This is a genomic window from Floccifex sp. (assembly GCF_051873495.1).
Classification (GTDB): Bacteria; Bacillota_I; Bacilli_A; order Erysipelotrichales; family Erysipelotrichaceae; genus Floccifex.
The window spans coordinates 1-23,943 of the sequence record NZ_JBJEEX010000115.1 but is presented as its reverse complement, the minus strand read 5'-3'; the positions used below and the strand labels follow the sequence as shown (position 1 = coordinate 23,943).

Below are 23,943 nucleotides of genomic sequence, written 5' to 3'. Positions count from 1 at the left end.
TAGATGAATAATTTATTATTAATAGATGGGAACTCAATGTTGTTTAGAGCATACTATGCAACGCTATATGGAAAATCCATGACAACAAGTAATGGCATTCCAACTAATGCGGTATTTAGTTTTATTTTAATGATGAATAAAGCTATTGATATGATTCAACCTGATTCAATATTAGTCGCATTTGATGCAGGTAAATCAACATTCCGTCATAAAAAATATGAGGCCTATAAAGGTACAAGAAAGCCATTAGACGATGAATTAAAAGTACAATTTCCAATTGTCAGAGAATTTTTAGATGCGGCTGGAATTATGCGCTATGAAAGCGAAGACTATGAAGCCGATGACATAATTGGAAGTATGGCTTTAAAAAGTAAAGACATTCAAACGACAATACTTACGAGTGATCGTGATTTACTTCAATTAGTTGATTCAAGTACCAATGTTTTATTAATGAAAAAAGGACTAACGGAAATGGATTTAATGAACGTTGGAAACTTTGAAGAAAAATATGGTTTAAAACCAGAACAAATCATCGATTTAAAAGGATTGATGGGAGATGCTTCTGACAATATTCCAGGAGTGGCAGGAGTTGGTGAAAAAACCGCAACGAAATTACTACAAACATATGGAAGTGTAGAAAATGTATATGAAAACATTGATCAAGTAAAAGGAAAATTAAAAGAAAAGTTGATTAATGATAAAGATAAAGCTTTTTTATCAAAAGAATTGGCAACGATTTATCGTAATATGGATTTTCCTTTTGAAATGGATGCTTGTGAGTTCAAAGACTTTGATGAACATGTATCTGATTTCTATAAAAAATATGAAATGTATTCGTTTGTGAAGACTAAAGAAACCAAAAAAATGAGTGTTACACAAATCAAGCATTGGAAATCAGATAATCCTTTATTTATGGCTGTTTGTACAAATGGCTCTTATTTAGATCAAAAATTATATGGTTTCATTTCTTGTGATGAAAATGAAATTTATTTTGAAGCCGTGGAAGATGCTTTAGAAGACAAAGAATTTAAACAATATATTCAAAAGGAATGTATCACATGGGATGCCAAAGAAATGATGCATCTATGCCAACGATATGGCTTTGACATTCCTAATATTAAACATGACATGCACATCGCATCGTTTTTACTTCATTCTCAGGCAACTAATACCGATGATTTACTACAAACACTAAAAATTGAATTGCCAGAAAGTTTCCATGAATTATCAAAGAAAGTAAAAGATAAAGAAGCTTTTGAATATAATCGTACCATAGCTGTTTATGGAGCCTTTGTGAGTCAATTAAATAATGAAATTGAAGAGATTTTTGAAAAATTAAAAAATCAAGAATTATGGGATTTATATCAAAATATAGAATTACCTTTAATTCCGGTATTATTCAATATGGAAAATGAAGGAATTAGTGTGAATGAGAATATATTAGATGAAATTAATGATGTCGTAGATGAAAAAATTGATAGTTTATCAAAAGAAATTTATGGCTATGCCCATATGGTATTCAACATTAATTCACCTAAACAATTGGCAAATGTATTATATGATGAATTGAATTTACCAAGTGGAAAGAAACGTTCTACTTCAGCGGATGTTTTAGAAAAACTACAAGATAAACATCCTATTGTTCCTTGTTTATTGGAATATCGTAAATATGCGAAAATTAAATCTACTTATATTGATGGTATTTCTAAACATATTAAAGAAGATGGTAAAATCCATACTTGTTTCAATCAGACAATGACACAAACTGGTCGTTTATCAAGTAGTGATCCTAATCTACAAAATATTAGTGTTCGTGATGAACAAGGAAAAGAAATTCGTAAAGCGTTTGTGGCTAGAGATGGATATCAATTGTTGTCAGCGGATTATTCGCAAATTGAATTAAGAATATTAGCTCATATGGCCAATGAAAAAAATATGATTGAAGCTTTTAATGAAGGTGTTGATATTCACACGCAAACAGCTACTAAAATATTTATGGTCAATAAAGAAGATGTGACCAGTTCTATGCGTCGTATTGCCAAAACCGTAAACTTTGGGATTGTTTATGGTCAAACAGAGTTTGGATTGGCATCGCAATTAAATATTTCTCGTAAAGAAGCAAGTGAATTTATGAAAACTTATTTTGCCTCTTTCCCTGCGATTCATTCTTTTATGAATGAAATTATTGCCTTCTGCCAAGAACATGGATATGTTAAGACAATGTTTAATCGAAGAAGAGAAATCAGTGAAATCAATGATAAAAACTTTATGACACGTGAATTTGGAAAGCGTGCGGCAATGAATGCGCCTGTACAAGGATCAGCTGCAGACTTAATTAAAATAGCGATGATTAAAGTTTATGAGCGAATGAATAAAGAAAACGTCAAATCAAAATTACTTCTTCAAATTCACGATGAATTGATTTTTGAAGTACCTGACGATGAAATTGATTTAATGGTTAAATTAGTAACAGAAGAAATGGAAAATGTGATTCCATTAAAAGTCCCTCTAGTGGCAAGCGTTGCCTATGGCAAAAGCTGGTATGAGGCAAAATAATGCCAGAGGCACCAGAGGTACAAACTGTTATATCTACATTGGCTAGTCAAATTAAAGATAGCACAATAGTGGATGTAACTGTTTATTACGATAAAATATTAGAAACAGAAGATTTTGTGAATAAAATAAAAGGACAGTCTTTTCTTTCTTTTTCACGAATTGGGAAATATTTGATTTTCACAACTGAAAAATATGATTTTGTGGTTCATTTACGAATGGAAGGAAAGTTTTATATCATGGATACTTTTCCTAAAGATTTAAAACACATCCATGTGATTTTTCATTTAGATGATGGCCGGTATTTGTGTTATCATGACACAAGAAAATTTGGTCGCATGGCATTGTATGATAAAGTCGATAATAAATATGATTGTCCGGCTTTAAAAAATGTAGGATGGGATGTATTGGATGATCGTTTTAATGCCATGTATTTTTATAATAAAATACATAAATCCAATCGTAATTTGAAAACTGCTTTATTGGATCAAAGCATTCAAGCCGGTATTGGAAATATCTATGCCGATGAAATATGTTTTATGTCACGATTGGATCCAAGAAGCCGTTGTTCTCGCTTATCTAAAAAAGATTGTGAAAAGATTGTGGAAATGACAAAATATATAATTAAGGGAGCAATTAAAGCAGGGGGAACAACTATCCGTTCTTATACATCGAGTTTAGGTGTTACGGGTTTATTTCAGCTTCAGTTACATGTTCACACTAAAAAAGATGAACCATGTGAAATTTGTCATAATAAAATTATTAAAACAGTTATCGCTTCAAGAGGTACGTATATATGCACACATTGCCAGAAAAGAAAGTAATTGCGATTACGGGTTCAATGGGATCGGGAAAATCACAAGTATCTAAATACATTGCGAATTTTTATCCTGTAATTGATTGTGATCGTATTAATGCGGATTTAATAAAAAAAGATCATGAAGGATATAGAAAATTAGTTCAATTTGATTGGATTGTCTTAGATAAAAACTATGAAATTGATAAAACCAAAATGGCAAGTTCTATGTTTAGTGATAAAACAAAGAAAAAACAAGTGGAGCAAATTCTTCATCCGCTTATTTTTGAACAAATAGATAAATGGAAACAAGAACAACAGAGTTCTTTGGTTTTTGTAGAAGTTCCTATTTTATTTGAAATCCAAGCTCAATCAAAATTTGATGAAATATGGTGTGTTTATTGTGATGAACAAGTGGCCCTTGAGCGTTTAGTGAAATATCGTCATTTTACTCTTGAACAAGCCAAACAGCGTCTACAACATCAATTTTCAGTGGAATATAAAAAACAAAATAGCGATGTTTGTATTGAAAACAACGGAGGCTTAGAGCAGTTAGAAAAACAAATAGATGAATTATTAGAAAAGAGGAGTGTTAATGGAAAATAGTGGAGAAGCGATTATTCAATTATCAGGTACGTTTCATCAAGATTCAACAAAAGTGTTAACGCTTCTTTATTATCCAATTATTGGCAAAGATGCTTTTATTCTTTATCAATTGTTGTATAGTCTTGAAGATTTATCAATTGGTGTTAATCAAATTATTGAATTAAGTAATTTAAATGATGGAACCTATCAAAAGGCAAGAGAAACTTTAGAGGAATTTGGTTTATTAAAAACATTTTTAAATACTTCTGAAAATCGTTGGCTTTATTTTGTTTGTCCACCATTAGATTCCACTTCTTTTTTTAGTCATGATAGCTATGCGCGTATTTTTATAAATGAATGCGGGGCTAGACAATATGATTATTTAAAAGCTTATTTTCATGTAGATGAAATGAAAACGGATGGATATTTAGATGTGTCTAAACCATTGGATACTTCAAGACTTGATTTATGGAATGATAAAAAAGAAGAAGTGTTCCAAAATAATAAGGCCAATGAACAAAGAGTATATGACTTTGATTTTAATGTCTTTTTACAAGGGATGGATCGTATTTTTCCAATTCGTCTTCGTACCCCTGAAAATTTAAGTTTTATCGCTCAGCTATCATCAATTTATGGAATTGATGAAAGAGATATGAAGTGTTTAGTGCAAAGAAGTATTCATCCTTCTACCAAAGAATTTGATAAAGATTTATTAAAGGAATTGGTATTTGTATCTCGTAAGAATGTTAAAGCAAGCAAAGATCCATATAAAATGGGACCAGTGGCGTTCTTTAAATCAAAACAAAATGGTGCACCAGTATCCAATAGCGATAAACATTTACTTGAATCGCTTTGTGTGGATTATGGATTTACCAATGAGGTTGTGAATGTATTAATAGAATATTGTTTGGATAAGACCAATCAAAGTTTTAATCATAGTTATGTTGAAAAGGTGGCTTCGAGTTGGGCTCGTTTAAAAATTGATACGAAAGAAAAAGCTCTAAATCAAATTAATAAAGTACCAACTAGAAAGAAAGCACCTGAGTGGTATGAAAATACAGAACAAACAAAGCCTAGTCAACAATCTTTACAAGAGGCTTTAAAATTACAAGAAAAATTGAAGGGAAGTGAAGGATAGTGGAACAAGAATTATATGAGCGTCAACTGCTTGAGAAATTAAAGAAAAATCGTCATGTCCTTTCGTTTTTAAAGAAAAATAAATTGGATTTGGATTTTGTGGATGGATATTCGGATTTATTTGAACAATGGCTTCAAAATCTAAAAAAATGTGAAGGATGTCAGGGACTTCCTTTTTGTACGCAAAAAATAAGAGGAAGAGTTAAAAATCTTTATATGGATGGAGATTATCTAGAAGAGACTTTTATGCCTTGTCGTTATAAGAAAAAAGAAAATAAAGAATTAAAGCATGTTTCTTCTTATCGTTTTTCACATTTATCCACAAATGAATATTTCATCGATTTGAATGCGATTGAATTAAAAAATGAATCAGCACAGTATTTAGAAGCGTATGCTAGTGTAATAAAATCCATTGATGATAAAAAAGGAGTTTATTTATATGGACAACCTGGTGTGGGAAAAAGTTATTTATGCATTGGATGCGCTAATTATTATGCCAAACAAGGTCATGTTGTTAGTTTTGTGAAAGTTCCTCAGTTGGTACAAGAATGCAAAGATTCATTAAGTGACTATGAATACCAGGCAACAATTTTATCGCATTTAAAGTTTAGCGAAATATTGTTTTTAGATGATTTAGGGTCAGAATCAATTAGTCAGTGGTCAAGGGATTCTTTATTGTTTCCAGCTTTGAATTATCGTATGGACCATAACTTAAAAACATATTTTATTTCTAACTATACATTGGAAGAATTAAAGAATCGTTATTTTATTAAAGGAAAAGATGAAAATATTGTGAGTAGTGATCGTTTTATGGAGCGAATTCGTGCTTTATCAAAACCACAAGCTATGACAGGAAAAAGCCGTAGATAAAATGCTTTTAAAATAGTGTCTTTTGTATTAAAATAATAGCGTAGAATTCTAAAGGAGGATAATAAAATGTTAGTTTCTGCTACTGAAATGATTAACAAGGCTCATGAAGGTCATTATGCTATTCCACAATACAACATTAACAACATGGAATGGATCATCGCGATTTTAAAAGGATGCCAAGCTACTAATTCACCAGTTATCTTAGGTGTTTCTGAAGGTGCTGGAAAATATATGCAAGGGTACAAAAATGTTGTTGGAATGGTTAAAAACATTCATGACAAATTAGGAATCACTGTTCCTGTTGCTATCCATTTAGACCATGGATCATACCAAGGAGCATTAGATTGCATCGAAGCTGGATTTACTTCAGTAATGTTTGATGGATCTCATTTTGATTTCGAAGAAAACGTAGCTAAATCAAAAGAAATCATCGCTTTAGCTCATTCAAAAGGAATTTCTGTTGAATGTGAAGTTGGTGGAATCGGAGGAGAAGAAGACGGTGTTGTTTCATCTGGTGAATTAGCTGATCCAGAAGAATGTGGTGCTGTTGCTGCTCTTGGAGTTGATTTCTTAGCTGCTGGAATTGGAAACATCCATGGTAAATATCCTGCAAACTGGGCTGGATTAAGCTTTGATCAATTAGCTAAAATCCAAGCTAGTACAAATGGTAAACCATTAGTATTACATGGTGGTTCAGGAATCCCTGCTGAACAAGTTAAAAAAGCAATTTCTTTAGGTGTTTCTAAAGTTAACGTTAACACTGAATTACAATTAGAATTTGCTGCTGCTACTCGTAAATATATCGAAGAAGGTAAAGACCAAATCGGTAAAGGATACGATCCACGTAAATTATTAAAAGCTGGTACAGATGCTATTCAAGCTAAAGTAGAAGACATGAACAAAAACTACTTTGGTTGCGCAGATAAAGCTTAATTTATGAAACTTGAGGTGACTATATGTCACCTTTTTTTATTTTCAGTTGGAAAAAGTGAGTGAATAGTGTAAAATTTATATGCCTTAGGGGAGGTTTTTATGGAAAAAGTTATAAAAATCGAAGGAGGACATCGTTTAAATGGTACGGTGCGCATAAGTGGTTCTAAAAATGCGACAGTCGCATTGATTCCTGCTTGTGTTTTAGCAAATAAACCCGTAACTATTTTTGGTGTTCCCAATATCTCAGATGTTCAATCATTACAAATTTTATTAGAAGAATTAAATGTTAAAGTAGAGAAAAAAGGGGAAGATACTTTATACATTGATCCAACTCATATTAAAAATATTCCAATGGTTTCAAATGCTGTTTCTAAATTGCGTGCTAGTTATTATTTTATGGGGGCTTTACTAGGTCGTTTTGGACATGCAGAAATCAAAATGCCTGGTGGATGTTATTTAGGTCCTAGACCAATTGATTTACACTTAAAAGGATTTGAAGCACTGGGTGCTAATATTTCTTATGAAAATGGGTGCTATATTTTAGATGCACCTGAGTTAAAAGGAACAAACATTTTCTTGGATATTTCCAGTGTTGGTGCCACAATTAATATTATGATGGCAGCTGTCTATGCTAAGGGTAGAACGGTTATTGAAAATGCGGCTCGTGAACCAGAAATTATTGATATTGCTACGTTATTAAATAAAATGGGAGCTAAAATTCATGGAATGGGAACAAGTACACTTGTAATTGATGGTGTAGAACAATTAGGTGGATGTTTCCACGAAATTATTCCAGATCGAATTGAAGCGGCTACTTATATTATCATTGCAGCGGCTATGGCAGATGATATGGTAATTGAAAATATCATTCCTCAACACTTAGAATCCGTTATCATGAAATTAAAACAAGTGGGAATTGAAATGAAAGTGGGAGCTGATTTTGTGGAAGTCTTTAAAACAGATGAACCATTAAAACCAACAGAAATTTTAACAAAACCTTATCCTGGTTTTGCCACGGATATTCAACAACCATTTACGGCTTTATTAACACAGGCAGAGGGAATTTCTACAGTAACGGAAACAATTTATACGGAGCGTTTTAAACATTGTAAGGAATTGAATAAAATGGGAGCCGATATTGATGTTATGACACCTAGTTGTTTTATCAATGGAAAAACAAAATTACATGGAGCTAAAGTTACTTCAACGGATTTACGTTGTGGAGCTGGTTTAGTTGTTGCGGCTTTAATGGCAGAAGGTGTAACAGAAATTCATGATGTTTATCATATTGATCGTGGATACGATAATTTAGATGGTAAATTAATTAATTTAGGTGCTAAAATTTGGCGTGAAGAAGTAGAATAGACTACTTCTTTTTTTTAATTATGATAAAATAGAATCATGATAAAAATCGCATTTTTAGAATATGAAAATGAAATAAAAGAATTATCTTATCTAATGGCAAAAACATTTCATGAACAAGATTGGACGTTTCGTATTTATTCCAAGGCAAGTGATTTGATGAAAGGAATGAAAAATGAATCGTATCAAATCTTTGTGTTTGATGAAATATTTAAAACACCTCGAATTGAAAGTGTTTTTGTTCATGATAATCCCAATGCTGTGTTTGTGTTTGTGGTTGAAAATAAATATAAATATATAAAAGAAGATAAAAGAGGTCGTATTTTATATATTGAAAAAAATCATATTCAAGAACAGTATGAAAATATTCAGAATTCTTTATTAAAACAAAGTAAACAATCGGATATATATCATTTAAATTATGATCGTGTGAATGTGAATCTTCCTTATGAAGAAATTTATTATTTAGAAAAAGATGATAAAATGGTGTATTTTTATACGAAAAAAGGAAAATTTCATCAAAGAATTAATATTGGGGAAATGGAAGAAATTTTTGTTCCTTATGGATTTATTCGCATCCATGTTTCTTATTTAGTAAATGAAAAATATATTCTTGCTTGGTACAAAGATAAAGTCGAATTAACAACGGGAGAAGTTCTTCCTTTGTCTCGTCTACAAAAACAAAAGATTCTAGCTTCAAAGAACAAGTCTATATAGGGACTTGTTTTTATTTTTTACGAGTGAATTATGTGATACAATAAAAACAAAGGTGAGGAAAAAATTATGACTAATATTTTAGCAACAGATTATGATGGAACATTAAAATACGCACAAAAAGTAATGCAAGAAGACTTAGATGCGATAAAAAAATGGAAAGAACAAGGCAATTTATTTGTGATTGTGACAGGTCGTTCTATGGAATCAATCGCTAGACAAGCTGAAATCTATGATTTGCCTGTTGATTATTTTGTCACAAACAATGGTGGAATGGTTTATGATGCCAATAAAAAAGAGTTATATGCCTCTTATTTGGATACAGTGACAAGTATTGATTTAATGTATATTGCCAAAGAAATAGAGGGTGTTTGTTCTTATGTTGTCAACGATGGATATTATCGTCATCGTATTGTTGTAGATTCTGAACTAGAAGAAAAAAGATATTTGGATTTAGAACCTGATTTGGATGAACAACATGTTATGGACTTAGGAAAATATGCTCAAATTGTGATTTCAATGGTTGAAACAGAATATGCAGTTTCATTAGCTGAACAAATAAATTCGAATTTTGGTGATGTAGTGGTAGCTTATGCCAATAATTTTGTGGTTGATATTGTACCAAAGGGAACATCAAAAGCACTTGGAATTGATTTTGTTTGTGAATGGGTTAATATCGATGAAAGTTGTGTTTATACAATTGGTGATTCTTACAATGATATTCCATTAATGGAATATGGATTAAATGGAGCTTGTATGTCTACGGCTTTAGAAGATGTAAAAGCCCATGCAAACAAAGAATATGATTCAATAAGTTGTATGATTAATGATATTTTAAAATAATAAAATAGATAATAGAGGGGAAGTGATCTTATGAGCTTTAGTTTAAGCGAAATTAAATTCATTTTTCAGCTCATTGTTGATATCTTGGTGGTATGGTTTCTTATTTATTCTTTATTAAGAATTTTAAGCAACAATTCCCGTACTGTTCAAATTATTAAGGGGGCATTGATTGTCTTATTAGTTAAAGGACTTTCAATGATTTTGAATTTGATGGCAGTTGGATATATTATTGATATCTTTTTGAATTGGGGAGTTGTTTTAACAATTGTGATTTTCCAACCTGAAATCCGAGAGATGCTTGAAAAAGTTGGGAAATCAGGGCAAAGAAGTGCACATCTTTCTTCATTACAATATGAAGAAATGATTGATAATATTGTCGACGCTTGTGATTCTATGTCTAAGAAAAAAACAGGTGCTATTATTACCATCCAACAAAACCAAGATTTACAAGATTATATTCAATCAGGAATTAGTATGGGATCGGAAGTTTCAAGTGAACTTCTTTGTACCATTTTTCAATATGGAACGCCTTTACACGATGGAGCCGTTATTATTCAAGGAAATCGTATTGCCTGTGCAGCAGCGTATTTTCCACCAACCAAGCGTGATTTACCAAGTAAATATGGGGCAAGACATCGTGCAGCAGTTGGAATTAGTGAAATAACAGATTCTATTACGATTGTTGTTAGTGAAGAAACGGGTGCTATTTCGATTGCGATGAATGGACACTTGGCAAAATATACGACTTCTTCACTAAAGAGTTTTCTAACGAGTACATTGGTTTTAGCGGATAATAAAGAAACGACAAACAATTTCTTTGAACCCGTGATTCAAACCGCGAAAAGCTTTACATCTCGTTCTAAGAAACAAGATTTAATCGTTGATGAAAGAATTAAGCCAATTAAGATCATTGATAATTACTCTCAGGAGGCGAAATAATATGATAAATAAAATATATGAAATGATTCGTTATATTTTTTCACCTGTTGTTCGTCGTTTTTCTAAGTTATTCGATCGTATTGTGTTTGATAAAAAAGGAATGGTTATTGTTTCTTTTATCTTATCTGTATTAATTTGTATTTCGATTGACTACGATACGATTCGTGTTCAATTATTTAATGATTTGACAACATCTGTTACGATTAGTGATGTAGCGGTGGATGTAAAAGCTGATAAGAGTCAATATGAAATCGAAGGAGTTCCTGGGGTTGTTACAGTTGTCTTAACTGGTAATTCAACGGATATTCAAGTTTTTAGACAACAAAAAGGTGTATCTGTAATATGTGATTTAAGTAAATGTGAACCAGGAGAAAATCTAGTAAATCTAACTGTTGATTCTTTGCCTTCTAGTTTAAGTGCTAAAGTATCTCCTGAAACAGTGGATGTGACTTTAAATCCAAAAGTAAAAGCAGTCTTTACACTTTCGTGTGATTTATTAGTTGGAAATGGACAAAAAACAACCGACTTTGAAAAACCGGTTTTATCACAAAACCAAGTAACCGTTAAGGCAAGTCAAGATACATTGGATTCGATTCGTGTTGTGAAAGCTTTAGTGGATGCGACAGGTCAAGTTTCTGACTTTACTACAAATGTTAAATTAGTTGCCTATGACATAGAAGGAAATGTAATCAATGTGGATTTCTTAGATGATTCCATTACCGCTAGCGTTAAATTGGCAAAAGAGGAGGAATAAAAGAATGGGTAGATATTTTGGTACAGATGGTTTTAGAGGAGAAGCCAATGTTACTTTAAATGCAGACCATGCATATAAAATAGGAAGATTTTTAGGATGGTATTATTCAAAATTAAAAAATGGAGAAGCAAAAGTTGTGATTGGAAAAGATACACGACGTTCTTCTTATATGTTTGAATATAGCTTAATTGCCGGATTAACGGCATCAGGAGCAGATGCCTATATGCTTCATGTCACTACTACACCTAGTGTTGCTTATATTGCACGTGTAGATGACTTTGATTGTGGAATTATGATTAGTGCTTCTCATAATCCATACTATGACAATGGAATTAAATTAATTAATTCAGATGGTGAAAAAATGGATGAAACTACAATTTCATACATTGAAGATTATCTTGATGGAAAATTAGAATTATTTGGACAAAGTTGGCCTGAAATTCCATATGCCACAAAAGATAAAATTGGAAGAACTGTAGATTATGTATCAGGAAGAAACCGTTATATTGGTTATTTAATTTCGTTGGGGATGTATTCATTTAAGGGATATCGCGTTGGTTTAGATTGTGCCAATGGAAGTAGTTGGCAAATCGCAAAAGCTGTTTTCGATGCGTTAGGAGCCAAAACATATGTAATAAATGCGCAACCCAATGGATGCAACATTAATAAAGACGCTGGATCAACACACATTGAAGGACTACAAAAATTTGTGGTTGAAAATGGTTTAGACATTGGTTTTGCCTATGATGGAGATGCGGATCGTTGTCTTTGTGTTGATGAAAAAGGAAACGTAATTACTGGAGATCATATTTTATATATTTATGGAAAATATATGAAAGAAAGAGGAAAATTACTTACTAATACAGTTGTTACAACGGTTATGTCTAACTTTGGCTTATATAAAGCATTTGATAAAGCAGGTATTGGCTATGCGAAAACAGCTGTTGGGGATAAATATGTTTATGAATATATGAAAGAAAATGGTTGTCGTATTGGTGGGGAACAATCAGGTCATATTATCTTCACAAAATATGCTTCAACAGGAGATGGAATCTTAACTTCATTAAAAATGATGGAAGTCATGGTTGCGAAAAAAATGCCAATGAGTAAACTTCATGAAGATTTGAAGATTTATCCTCAGTTATTAGTAAACATTAAAGTGAAAGATAAAAAATTAGCTCAAAATGATGAGGATGTACAAAAAGCAATCCATGAAGTTGAAGAAGCTTTACAAGATACAGGAAGAATCTTAGTTCGTGAATCAGGTACAGAGCCATTGGTTCGTGTCATGGTTGAAGCCGAAACACATGAAGAATGTGAAAAATATGTTTATCATGTCATTGATGTGATAAAAGCTAAAGGACATGAAATTGTATAATTAGAAAAGAGGGATGAAGTATGAAACGTGTCATTTGTGTAGTTGAAGATGAAAAAGACATTAATAATCTAGTCGCTCAGTATTTGCGCAAAGAAGGATACGAAGTTCGTTCTTATTATACTTATGAACAAGCAAGTGTTCATGTTCAAGATGATGATGTACATTTGTGGATTCTTGATATCATGCTTGATGACAAATCAGGTTTTGATTTATTAGAAGAAATTCGTCTACAAGGACCTAATATTCCGATTATCTTTATGTCTGCACGTGATAAAGAATTTGATCGTATTATTGGATTGGAAAAAGGATGCGATGACTATATCACAAAACCTTTCTCACCAAAGGAAATGGTATTACGTGTAAACAATATTATTCGTCGTGCATATAAAGATGAAAACAATCGTATTAGTATTGATGGATATGAATTAGATGAAGAACAAAGAAAGATTTATTCAGATAATGTTGAAATTGAACTAACAACTAAAGAATTTGATTTATTAATGATGTTTATCAAGAATAAAGGAATTGCGTTTTCACGTGATAAAATCTTAGAAAATGTATGGGACGAAAATTATTTTGGATCGGATCGTGTTGTAGATGATACACTTCGTCGTTTGCGTAAAAAATTGCCAAAATTAAATATTCACACGATCTATGGATATGGGTATCGATTAGGATAGAATATGAAAAAATTTAAACAATTATTTCATAAATTGTCTTTGACCAAACAATTTGTTTCTATTATATTTCTTTGTTTGATTGCGTTCTTAATATTCTTTTTTGCGATTTTAAGAACGGGAATTAATAACACAATTGAGACACAAATGGTTTCGATGCTGCAAGATAATCAAAGACCAATAGTTAATTTAATTGAAAATGAAGGAAACGTAGACGAGGAATTTTATTCGTATCTAGCCAAAAATTCTACGCAAGTAGATTGTTTAATTCGAAATAATGTATTACATGTATTTGGTGGAAAAGACGATAAAATTGGAAACGTAGATTTATATGAATATTTAATCAAAGAAGCAAGCGATATGTCCCCTGTTAATAACGTGGAATATGGAACTGTTATGATTGATGACATGGAATATTATTATAGTCTTGTCTTTTGTACTAAATCACATGTAATAGTCGCAAGTTTTATGGATAATACATATCCATCTTCTTTCCGTTCAATTCTAGTCGATTCAACGGTGTATTTAATTATTATTGCTTTTATTTTAGTGTTTATGGTGATTTTAATTTGGGTATTCTCAATCATTCAACCATTATCACAAATTAAAGACTATATTACCCAAATTAATATGGGAAAAGACGTGGAGTTAAACATTAATCGTGGTGATGAAATTGGACAAGTGGCTCATTCAATTGTGGTCATGAAAGATGAATTGACAAAACAAGAAAAATCAAAAGAAGAAATGATACACAACATTTCCCATGATTTAAAAACACCAATTGCAACGATTAAATCATATGGAGAATCAATTAAAGATGGTATTTATCCATATGGTGACTTGGAATCAAGTGTTGATGTCATTATTGATAATGCCAATCGTTTAGAGAAAAAAGTATATAATTTACTTTACTTGAATCGAATTGAATACTTGTTGACATCGGATTCTGAAGGTGTGGTCACAAACATGAAAGAAGTTGTGGAAGAGGTTGTATTAAATTCAGCTGTCATTCGCCCTGAAATTGAAGTCATTACGGATATTGAAGAAGTATTCTTCGATGGTTTATTAGAAGCATGGCGTGTATGTATTGAAAATATCATGGACAATGCGTTTAGATATGCAAAGACATATATTAAAATTGAAGTGCGTGAAGATGATTTAAGAATTTCAAATGATGGTCCAAAGATGAGTGAAGACCGCATTGAAACGTTATTCCATCCTTTTGAAAAAGGAGAAAAAGGTAAGTTTGGTTTAGGTCTTTCTATTGTTTCTAAGGTCACTAAAACAAATAACTATCTTGTCAAAGGATATAACACAGACGATGGTGTTTGTTTCAGAATTTATCGAGAACCTGTGGAAGAAAAGAAAAAGACTAATTCTTCGTGGAAGAAGCGTGAAACAAAAGGAGAATAAAGATGAAAGTAGGAACAATTGGTACAGGATTTATCGTTGATCGCATGATTGAATCAATGAAATTAGTGGATGGAATTGAAGTAGTGGCGTGTTATTCACGAAGCGAAGAAAAGGCAAAAGCTTTTTGTGAAAAACATGAAATGAAAAGATACTATTCAAATTTAGATGAAATGATGAAAGATGAAGAATTGGATACAATCTATGTTGCCAGTCCAAACTCACTTCACTATGCACAATCTAAAAAAGCACTGGAAGCGCATAAACATGTAATCAATGAAAAACCATTTTGTCCAACTTTAAAAGAAAGTAAAGAATTATTTGAAATTGCCCAAAAGAATGGTGTATATATTTTTGAAGCTATCACTAATCAATTTTTACCAAACTACAAGATTATTAAAGAAAATTTAAATCGCGTAGGAGATATTAAATTAATTCAAGTAAATTATTCACAATATTCTTCTCGCTATGATAAATACAAAAACCATGAACAAACCAATGCCTTTGATCCTGCTTTTAACGGTGGAGCTTTAATGGATATTGGTGTATATTGTCTTCATTTTGTGACAGGATTATTTGGAAAACCACAATCAACGCAATATTATGCCAATATTGGATATAATGGCATTGATACAAGTGGTACAGTCGTATTACAGTATCCAAAATTCATTGCGACTTGTACAGGAGCTAAAGATAGTTCAAGTGATGTATTTGCGTTTATTCAAGGCGATAAAGGATGTTTAAGAGTAAAGGGAATGAGTATTGGTATTTTACCGAGTGTTGATTTCATTCCACCTAAAGGAGAACCAATCAATAATAAAAATAGTCAATCTTCTTTAAATTTAGGCATTGAACAAGAAGCACATATGGTTTACGAATGCCGTGAATTTAATCGTATTATCAACGAAAAAGATGATGAAACATATCAAAAATTATGTGATCATACTAATGTTGTCGTTGAAATACTTGAAAAATCAATTGAACAAGTTAAGCATTAGCACCGCTAATGCTTTTTTAAGAGGAACTATGAAACTAAATACATTATGTTATATTGAATCAGGAAATAATATTTTAATGTTGAATCGAAATAAAAAGAAAAACGATGAAAATCAAGGAAAATGGATTGGTGTGGGAGGAAAATTAGAGCCTCATGAAAGTCCAGATGACTGCATGATTCGTGAAGTAAAAGAAGAAACAGGATTAAAGTTAATTGATTATCAATTAAGAGGAATTATCACTTTTGTTTTACCAAAATGGGAAGATGAAATCTGTTTTCTATATTCAGCTACTCAATATGAAGGAACACTAAAAGAATGTAATGAAGGAGAACTTCAATGGATTAAAAAAGAAGATGTATTTAATTTACCTTTATGGCAAGGAGATACATACTTCTTAGATGATTTATTTTATTCGAATCAGTTCATCAATATAAAACTTGTTTATAACGAACAAGATGAACTGGTAAAAGTGTGCAAATATACATAATTTATACAAATCTAAGCTTTAGTTACCATGCTAAAGCTTTTCTTATGGTAAAATAAAAACGGAGGCGTAAGTTATGTTAAAAGATAAAGATAATAGACCCTATGTTTCATGGGAATTAATGGAATCATTTATGACACAAGCATTTGTGAAATATGGAGTACCTGAAGAAGATGCGAAATTATGTACAGATGTGTTATTGGATTCAGATCGTAAAGGAATTGAAAGTCATGGATGTAATCGTTTTAAACCAATTTATTTGGATCGTATTAAAAAAGGAATTTTAAATCCTGTTACTAAAATTGATGTTTTAAAAGAAACACCAACTACGGCTGTTCTTGATGCCAATGATGGAATGGGAATGGTCGCAAGTAAAAAAGCTATGGAAATGTGTATTGAAAAAGCACATAAATATGGAATGGGAATGGTGGCTGTTCGTAATAGTTCTCATTTTGGAATTGCTGGTTATTGGGCGGAAATGGCTAGTAAAGAAGGAATGATTGGTATTTGTGGGACAAATGCAAGACCTAGTATTGCACCAACTTTCGGAGTTGAAAACATGTTAGGAACCAATCCATTAACTTTTTCAATGCCTACAGATGAAGAATTTCCATTCACATTAGATTGTGCAACATCCGTAATTCAAAATGGAAAAATTGAATACTATGCTCGTATTGGACATGATACACCATATGGTTTAGTGATTGACCGTGATGGAAACATTATGACAGATTCAAAACAAATCATTAAAGACATTCGAAGTGAAAAAGCAGCATTAGCCCCTCTAGGTGGATTTGGAGAAGAAATGGGTGGATATAAAGGATATGGATATGCGACTGTTGTTGAGATTTTAAGTGCCGCTTTACAAGGTGGTATTTTCCTTAAAGCATTAGAAGGAAAAAATGAAGATGGTTCCATTCGTCCATATCATTTAGGTCATTTCTTTATGGCCATTGATACCGAAGCGTTTATGGGACTTGAATCCTTTAAAAAGACAACAGGAGATATCTTAAGAGAATTACGTAATTCACAAAAAGCACCAGATCAAGATCGTATTTATACGGCAGGAGAAAAAGAATGGGATGTATGGCAAGAACGTAAAGATAAGGGTGTTCCTATTACGGAAGCTGTACAAGAAGAATATAAACAAATTCGTGATGAATTGAACTTAGATATTCGTTTCCCTTTTGAATAATGATGGAAAAAATATATTCTAAAATGAATCAAATTCCACAAGGACACGCCTCAATGAATATTACACCAGGGTGTATTGTTTGTGAGGGAGGCGCCTTTCGAGCTGTCTATGGAGAAGGTGTCTTAGATGCTTTGATGGAAAATGATATTAATATGGAATGTACAATTGGAGTATCCGCTGGTGCTATGAATGGATACAATTATGTATCAGGACAAATTGGAAGAGCCGCTCGCTTTAATTTATCACATCGCTTTGATTCAGAATATATTGCAGGACCTAAAACAGTGATTCACAATAAAGGCTTAGTTGGCTTTGATTATGTATTAGGGCCTTTAAAAGAAGAACCCTTTGATCGAATGTTCTTTGATCGAAAGACAAGACGTTTTGTAGCGGTTGCCTGTGATTGTCAAAAAGGAGAAGCTGTATATTTTGAGAAAGGTAAATGTGAAGATATTGAAAAAGCTATTCAAGCTTCGGCTTCCATGCCTTTTGTATCAAATATGGTTGATGTAGAAGGAATTCCTTGTTTAGACGGAGGAATTTGTAATCATATTCCCGTTGATTGGGCAATCAATGAAGGCTATGAAAAAATAATTGTTGTGAAAACGCGACATCATTCATATCGTAAAAGTGAAGATGAAAAAATGAATGCGATGATTGATGTTCGCTATCCTTTGTATCCTAAGTTAAGAAATGCGTTGCGTAATATGAATAAAGAATATAATGAAAGTTGTGACAAAATTGATGAATTAGAAAAAGAAGGTCGTATATTTGTACTTTCACCATCTATTAACCAAGAAATATCACGATTAGAAAGTGACATTGAAAAATTAGGGGACTGGTATTTTTTAGGATATCATGATACTTTAAAACGCATCGATGAATTAAAAGCATATTTATCAAAATAAAAGCTCTAGAATGAATTTTCTAGAGCCCTTTTTTGTTATACACGTTCATGAACAACATTAAAGCCATTGGCAATTAAGTCATTTTTGATTTTTTCAATATGTTCATGATTTCTTGTTTCTACTGTAATCTTTAAGAAACAAGAAGTAATGGCCATTTCAGGATCACCATTATCATAATCAATAGCAACAACGTTTCCACCATTTCTAGAAATGATTTTAGAAACACCTAATAATTGTCCTGGTTTATCTGTTAGTGCAATCGTAAAGCTTGTTTTACGTCCGCTTAATAATAAACCACGAGTCATAACGCGATCGATAATATTGATGTCAATATTTCCACCAGAAATTACACAAACTACATTTTTACCTTGGATTGGTAGTTTATTGAACATAGCAGCGGCTACAGAAACAGCACCTGCTCCTTCAGCAACTAATTTTTGTTTTTCCATTAAAGTTAAAATAGCAGCCGCAATTTCATCTTCACTTACAGTGACAATGTCATCTACATATTGTTTAACGATTTCAAATGTATTTACACCAGGGTGTTTTACTGCAATTCCATCGGCAAATGTATTTACATGATCTAGAGCAATGTTTTTTCCTTGTTTAAAAGACTCATACATACTAGCAGCATTAGCTGCTTGTACACCATAAATTTTAATACTAGGTTTTAAATTCTTAGCGGCAAAGGCAACTCCACTAATAAGTCCTCCACCACCAATTGGAACGACAATGGCATCTACATTATCTAATTGATCAAGGATTTCAAGTCCGATGGTTCCTTGACCGGCAATGACATCTTCATCATCATAAGGATGAATAAACGTCAGATTTTTTTCTTTGCATTGACGCATTGCTTCTTCATAAGAATCGTCATAGACTCCTTCTACCAAACAAACATTGGCACCATAACTTTTGGTTGCTTCTACTTTAGAAATAGGTGAGCTATCTGGCATACAAATAGTACATGGAATTCCAGCTTTTTGAGCAGATAGTGCAACACCTTGGGCATGGTTTCCAGCTGAACTTGCAATGATTCCATGGGCTTTTTCTTCTTCTGTTAGTTTACTGATTTTGTAGTAAGAACCTCTGATTTTAAAACTACCTGTTAATTGAAGGTTTTCTGGTTTTAGATAAATGTTATTATTGGCATGTATATTTGTGGCAGGAATAATATTTGTTTTATGAACGATTTTCTTTAATACGTTTTTGGCATCATATACTTTATCGATTGTTAACATGTTATATCCTCCTAGTAAAATCGTGGTATAATTATACCATGGCTTTGGAGGGATGTAGAATGGATTTAAAACAATTTCAATGCGAATTGAAGACATTGGTGATTTTTCATCGCATTTTAGAAGATAAAACAGTACAACTTGTTCTTAAAACAATTGATGATTCACAATATTATTGTCAATTATGTGCATCAATTTATGACCAAGGAGCTAATTTATCCGATATCATATATAAAATGGTTATGAATGATGAAAATATCTATGTATTAAAAAAAGCAGAAAATAAAAGTATTCCAGGAGTGATGGAACAAAGCTTAAAGCGTGAGTTAAACATTCTTCAAAAGCTTTGTGATTTAAAGAGTGAAGAATTTAGTTTGGGTATGAATATTGAATATCCAACATGGGAAAATACATCATATGACTTAGTAAAAGACTATGAAAAACGTATTATTGATCTTCCTAAAAAAGGATATGGAATCTTTGCGAAGTATTATGTCTTTGGAATTAACTCACAAGGATTATTTCCAATTAAACATCCAGATGCACAATCTTTAAAAGATATGACAGGATATGAGCAACAGCGTTCTTTATTGATTAAAAATACATTGGCTTTATTACAAGGAATGAAAGCAAATAATGCGCTTTTATATGGAGATGCAGGAACAGGAAAGAGTTCAACAATTAAAGCGGTTGTGAATGAATACCATGATCAAGGTCTTCGTTTAATTGAAGTTAAGAAAAAACAAATTGCGCTTCTTCCTTCAATTATTGAAACCATCAGCAACAATCCTCTAAAATTTATTATTTTTATTGATGATTTAAGTTTTTCAAGTAATGATGATGATTATATTGCTCTTAAGAATATTCTTGAAGGATCAACTACATCAAATAAAAATAATATCGTAATTTATGCGACAAGTAATCGTCGTCATTTCATGAAAGAAAACTTCTCAGATCGTGCTGGTGATGAATTACATCGCAATGATACGATTCAAGAAACAATGTCTTTAGCAGCTCGTTTTGGCTTGACAATTACTTTCCAAAAACCAGGTGCAAATTTGTATTTAGATATTGTTAAACAATATGCCAAAGAATATGGCTTAGAATTAAGTGATGATGAATTGAAAGTGAAAGCAGAAGCCTTTGCGATTCGAAACAATGGACGCTCAGCTCGTACGGCTAAACAATTTGTTGAATACGAGAAAATTAATCAATCGATTTTGGACTAGGTGTTAGCATGAAAAAAAGAAGTTTAGCACAAATTACCGCGGATAAAATAAAAGAAGACATTAATAATCGTAAATATTGTCCGGGTGAAAAATTACCAAATGAAAATGTGTTATCAGATCAATACGGCATTTCTCGTTCTACGTTACGTGAAGCTATTCGCATACTTGTAGCGGAAGGTATGTTAGAAGTTCAAAGAGGAAATGGAACGTTTGTTTTATCGCAATTAAATCAAGTAGCTGAAACTACTTTTTCTACGAGTCCAGATATTAAGGTAACTTTAAAAGATTTATATGAAACACGTTTAATATTTGAACCCGAAGCAGCAGCTTTAGCTTGTAAAAGGGCAAGCAATGAAGAAATTAAAGAAATTCTTCGTTTAGGAAATATATGCCAACAAGAAATATTAAAAGGACCTACAAGTATAGCACGTGTCGCATCAGAAACGGCTTTTCATGGAGCTATTATTAAAGCGTGTCATAATGATTTTTTAGTGCAGTTTTTACCGATTGTGAATGAAACCATTGAAAAGACATTTGACTTAAAAATTAATTTAGATGTGATTGCCGAAGATGCGTATAAAGACCATATTATGATTATGAATTTTCTTGAAAAAAGAGACGCCACTGCTTTAAAAAGTGCCGTTACGATTCATTTACATCATGCAGCTTGGACAGAGCAATTATTCTCAAATAGTGATTGACAAAAAGGAAAATCAATATTATACTTGTCATACAAGTTAACCATTAGTTGTTAGACAACTTAGGAGGAAAATATAATGGCTGAAGCAAGAATTTTTTATGAACAAGATTGTAATTTAGGATACTTAGATGGAAAAACAATCGCAATTATTGGATATGGATCACAAGGACATGCCCATGCATTAAACTTAAAAGAATCTGGATGCAATGTAATTGTTGGTTTATATGAAGGATCTAAATCATGGGCTAAAGCAGAAAAACAAGGTTTACAAGTTTATACAGCTGCTGAAGCTGCTAAAAGAGCTGATATCATCATGATCTTAATCAACGATGAAAAACAAGCTGATATGTACAAACAAGACATTGAACCAAACTTGGAAGAAGGAAACATGTTAATGTTTGCGCATGGATTCAATATTCATTATGGATGCATCGTTCCACCAAAGAATGTAGACGTTGCGATGATTGCTCCTAAAGCACCTGGACACACAGTTCGTTCTGAATACCAAGCAGGTAAAGGTACACCTTGTCTAGTTGCAGTAGAACAAGATGCGACTGGTAAAGCTTGGGACTTAGCATTGGCTTATGGTGCTGGTATCGGTGGAGCACGTGCTGGTTTATTGGAAACAACTTTCCGTACAGAAACAGAAACAGACCTTTTCGGTGAACAAGCTGTATTATGTGGTGGTGTTTGTGCATTAATGCAAGCTGGATTTGAAACATTAGTTGAAGCTGGATACGATCCAAGAAATGCTTACTTTGAATGTGTTCATGAAATGAAATTAATCGTTGATTTAATTTATCAATCAGGTTTTGCTGGAATGCGTTACTCAATTTCAAATACTGCTGAATATGGTGACTATATTACAGGACCAAAGATCATTACAGAAGACACTAAGAAAGCTATGAAACAAATCTTATCTGATATCCAAGATGGAACATTTGCTAAAGAATTCTTATTAGATATGTCACCAGCTGGTCGTCAAGTACATTTCAAGGCTATGCGTAAATTAGCTGCTGAACATCCTGCAGAAAAGGTTGGAGCAGAAATTCGTAAGTTATATAGCTGGAACAACGAAGAAGACAAATTAATCAATAACTAATCTATAAAGACATCGAAAGATGTCTTTTTTTTGGTATAATAAATGCATTAGGAGGGCTTTATATGGGATTAATTAAAAAAGCAATGTATTCTGCTTCTAGTGTTTTATCGGATCAATTTAAAGATTATTTTTATTGTGATTCGCTTCCCAATAATGTATTAGTAAGAAAAGGGACTTCCAAAAGAAAAAACGATAATATTATTTCAAATGGATCCATTATAGCTGTAGCCGATGGTCAATGTATGATTATCGTTGATCAAGGACAAGTTGTGGAATTATGTGCGAATCCTGGGGAATATGTATATGACATTTCGAGTGAATCATCATTGTTTTTTGGTGATTTAGACGACAACATTGATGAAATGTATAAAACAATTGAAAGACGCTTTAGCTTTGGAGGCCAAAGTGCAAGAGAACAAAGAGTTTATTATATTAACACGAAAGAATGTGTAGGAAATAAATATGGAACGCCTTCACCCATTCCATTTCGTGTAGTAGATGAAAATATTAATTTAGATATGGATATTTCGATTCGTTGTTTTGGAGAATACAGCTATCGTATTACCAATCCTATTTTGTTTTACACCAATGTATGCGGAAACATTGAACAAGACTATACAAGAGATCGCATTGATGCGCAATTAAAAAGTGAATTACTAACGGCTTTACAACCAGCTTTTGCCAAGATTTCTAATATGGGAATTCGCTATAGTGCTCTTCCTGGTCATACTATGGAATTAGCTGAAGCATTAAATAGTGTACTATCAAAAAAATGGAGTGAATTAAGAGGAGTTGAAATTGTGTCTTTTGGTATCAATAGCATTAAGGCAAGCCAAGAAGATGAAGAAACCATTAAACAACTTCAAAAAAGTGCTACATTCAAAAATGCATCAATGGCCAATGCGCAAATGATGAATTCACAAGCAGAAGCAATCAAAGAAGCTTCGAAGAATCCCAATGGAGCGGGAATGGCTTTTATGGCTATGAATATGGCTCAAAATGCGTATGTGAATCAAAACCAAGATACAACGGATTCTTGGACATGTTCTTGTGGTCAGCTGAATACAAAAGGTAAATTCTGTATGAATTGTGGAAAGCCTAAGCCAGAGACAAAAGGATGGACTTGTCCAAATTGTCA

General features: G+C 32.3%; 23 protein-coding genes. 22 read left to right on the top strand and 1 reads right to left on the bottom strand.

The window, feature by feature from the left end; translation table 11 throughout:
- The first annotated feature begins 3 nt into the window (after positions 1–3).
- The 18 genes from polA (at position 4) to ACI313_RS06695 (ending at position 18,536) form a co-directional block, all read left to right on the top strand.
- Entirely contained in the window at positions 4–2,556 is a 2,553-nt protein-coding gene (polA, locus tag ACI313_RS06780) for a DNA polymerase I (protein WP_320607624.1), read from the top strand.
- The gene (gene mutM, locus ACI313_RS06775; protein WP_320607623.1) at positions 2,556–3,377 is read left to right on the top strand and encodes a DNA-formamidopyrimidine glycosylase; all 822 of its coding nucleotides are present in this window, start codon (positions 2,556–2,558) and stop codon (positions 3,375–3,377) included. Before polA ends, mutM begins: the two co-directional genes overlap by 1 nt.
- The gene (coaE, locus tag ACI313_RS06770; protein ID WP_320607622.1) at positions 3,350–3,955 is read left to right on the top strand and encodes a dephospho-CoA kinase; all 606 of its coding nucleotides are present in this window, start codon (positions 3,350–3,352) and stop codon (positions 3,953–3,955) included. The genes mutM and coaE overlap by 28 nt, the downstream gene beginning before the upstream one ends.
- Complete coding sequence (locus tag ACI313_RS06765; RefSeq protein ID WP_439755601.1) at positions 3,945–5,072, top strand: DnaD domain protein; 1,128 nt, start codon at positions 3,945–3,947, stop codon at positions 5,070–5,072. Before coaE ends, ACI313_RS06765 begins: the two co-directional genes overlap by 11 nt.
- Entirely contained in the window at positions 5,072–5,941 is an 870-nt protein-coding gene (locus ACI313_RS06760; RefSeq protein ID WP_320607621.1) for an ATP-binding protein, read from the top strand. The genes ACI313_RS06765 and ACI313_RS06760 overlap by 1 nt, the downstream gene beginning before the upstream one ends.
- Positions 5,942–6,007: 66 nt before the next feature.
- Positions 6,008–6,874 (top strand): class II fructose-1,6-bisphosphate aldolase, encoded by an 867-nt coding sequence (fba, locus tag ACI313_RS06755; protein WP_320607620.1) that lies wholly within the window; start codon positions 6,008–6,010, stop codon positions 6,872–6,874.
- A gap of 99 nt (positions 6,875–6,973) precedes the next feature.
- Complete coding sequence (locus ACI313_RS06750) at positions 6,974–8,239, top strand: UDP-N-acetylglucosamine 1-carboxyvinyltransferase (protein WP_320607619.1); 1,266 nt, start codon at positions 6,974–6,976, stop codon at positions 8,237–8,239.
- 36 nt (positions 8,240–8,275) lie between these two features.
- Positions 8,276–8,953: a LytR/AlgR family response regulator transcription factor gene (locus ACI313_RS06745; protein ID WP_320104373.1), complete on the top strand. Its 678-nt coding sequence runs from the start codon at positions 8,276–8,278 to the stop codon at positions 8,951–8,953.
- Positions 8,954–9,019: 66 nt separating this feature from the next.
- Positions 9,020–9,793: an HAD-IIB family hydrolase gene (locus ACI313_RS06740; protein ID WP_320607618.1), complete on the top strand. Its 774-nt coding sequence runs from the start codon at positions 9,020–9,022 to the stop codon at positions 9,791–9,793.
- A gap of 30 nt (positions 9,794–9,823) precedes the next feature.
- Positions 9,824–10,732 carry a diadenylate cyclase CdaA gene (gene cdaA / locus ACI313_RS06735; RefSeq protein WP_439755600.1) on the top strand — a complete coding sequence of 303 codons (909 nt, stop codon included), beginning with the start codon at positions 9,824–9,826 and terminating at the stop codon, positions 10,730–10,732.
- A 1-nt stretch (position 10,733) separates the two neighbouring features.
- Positions 10,734–11,486 (top strand): CdaR family protein, encoded by a 753-nt coding sequence (locus ACI313_RS06730; protein ID WP_320607616.1) that lies wholly within the window; start codon positions 10,734–10,736, stop codon positions 11,484–11,486.
- Between the two features lie 4 nt (positions 11,487–11,490).
- On the top strand, positions 11,491–12,864 hold the full coding sequence (glmM, locus tag ACI313_RS06725) for a phosphoglucosamine mutase (RefSeq protein WP_320607615.1): 1,374 nt from the start codon (positions 11,491–11,493) through the stop codon (positions 12,862–12,864).
- Positions 12,865–12,884: 20 nt separating this feature from the next.
- Positions 12,885–13,544: a response regulator transcription factor gene (locus ACI313_RS06720; protein WP_320607614.1), complete on the top strand. Its 660-nt coding sequence runs from the start codon at positions 12,885–12,887 to the stop codon at positions 13,542–13,544.
- A gap of 3 nt (positions 13,545–13,547) precedes the next feature.
- Entirely contained in the window at positions 13,548–14,954 is a 1,407-nt protein-coding gene (locus tag ACI313_RS06715; protein WP_320607613.1) for a HAMP domain-containing sensor histidine kinase, read from the top strand.
- 2 nt (positions 14,955–14,956) lie between these two features.
- Positions 14,957–15,949 (top strand): Gfo/Idh/MocA family protein, encoded by a 993-nt coding sequence (locus ACI313_RS06710; protein WP_320607612.1) that lies wholly within the window; start codon positions 14,957–14,959, stop codon positions 15,947–15,949.
- A gap of 28 nt (positions 15,950–15,977) precedes the next feature.
- Positions 15,978–16,436, top strand: coding sequence for an NUDIX hydrolase (locus tag ACI313_RS06705; RefSeq protein WP_439755599.1), 459 nt, complete (start codon positions 15,978–15,980; stop codon positions 16,434–16,436).
- Between the two features lie 73 nt (positions 16,437–16,509).
- Positions 16,510–17,628, top strand: coding sequence for an Ldh family oxidoreductase (locus ACI313_RS06700; protein ID WP_320608286.1), 1,119 nt, complete (start codon positions 16,510–16,512; stop codon positions 17,626–17,628).
- Between the two features lie 23 nt (positions 17,629–17,651).
- Positions 17,652–18,536 (top strand): patatin-like phospholipase family protein, encoded by an 885-nt coding sequence (locus tag ACI313_RS06695; RefSeq protein WP_320608287.1) that lies wholly within the window; start codon positions 17,652–17,654, stop codon positions 18,534–18,536.
- Between the two features lie 35 nt (positions 18,537–18,571).
- Here the strand turns inward: ACI313_RS06695 and ilvA are convergent, their stop codons facing one another.
- The gene (gene ilvA, locus ACI313_RS06690) at positions 18,572–19,777 is read right to left on the bottom strand and encodes a threonine ammonia-lyase (protein WP_320608288.1); all 1,206 of its coding nucleotides are present in this window, start codon (positions 19,775–19,777) and stop codon (positions 18,572–18,574) included.
- Between the two features lie 59 nt (positions 19,778–19,836).
- On the opposite strand from ilvA, the gene ACI313_RS06685 reads away from it, so the two are divergent.
- The 4 genes from ACI313_RS06685 to ACI313_RS06670 all read left to right on the top strand — a co-directional run.
- On the top strand, positions 19,837–21,003 hold the full coding sequence (locus tag ACI313_RS06685) for an ATP-binding protein (protein WP_320608289.1): 1,167 nt from the start codon (positions 19,837–19,839) through the stop codon (positions 21,001–21,003).
- A gap of 8 nt (positions 21,004–21,011) precedes the next feature.
- Positions 21,012–21,704 carry a FadR/GntR family transcriptional regulator gene (locus ACI313_RS06680; RefSeq protein WP_320608290.1) on the top strand — a complete coding sequence of 231 codons (693 nt, stop codon included), beginning with the start codon at positions 21,012–21,014 and terminating at the stop codon, positions 21,702–21,704.
- 75 nt (positions 21,705–21,779) lie between these two features.
- Complete coding sequence (ilvC, locus tag ACI313_RS06675; RefSeq protein WP_320608291.1) at positions 21,780–22,805, top strand: ketol-acid reductoisomerase; 1,026 nt, start codon at positions 21,780–21,782, stop codon at positions 22,803–22,805.
- A gap of 62 nt (positions 22,806–22,867) precedes the next feature.
- A partial coding sequence (locus tag ACI313_RS06670; protein WP_439755598.1) for an SPFH domain-containing protein occupies positions 22,868–23,943 on the top strand: 1,076 nt, incomplete at its 3' end.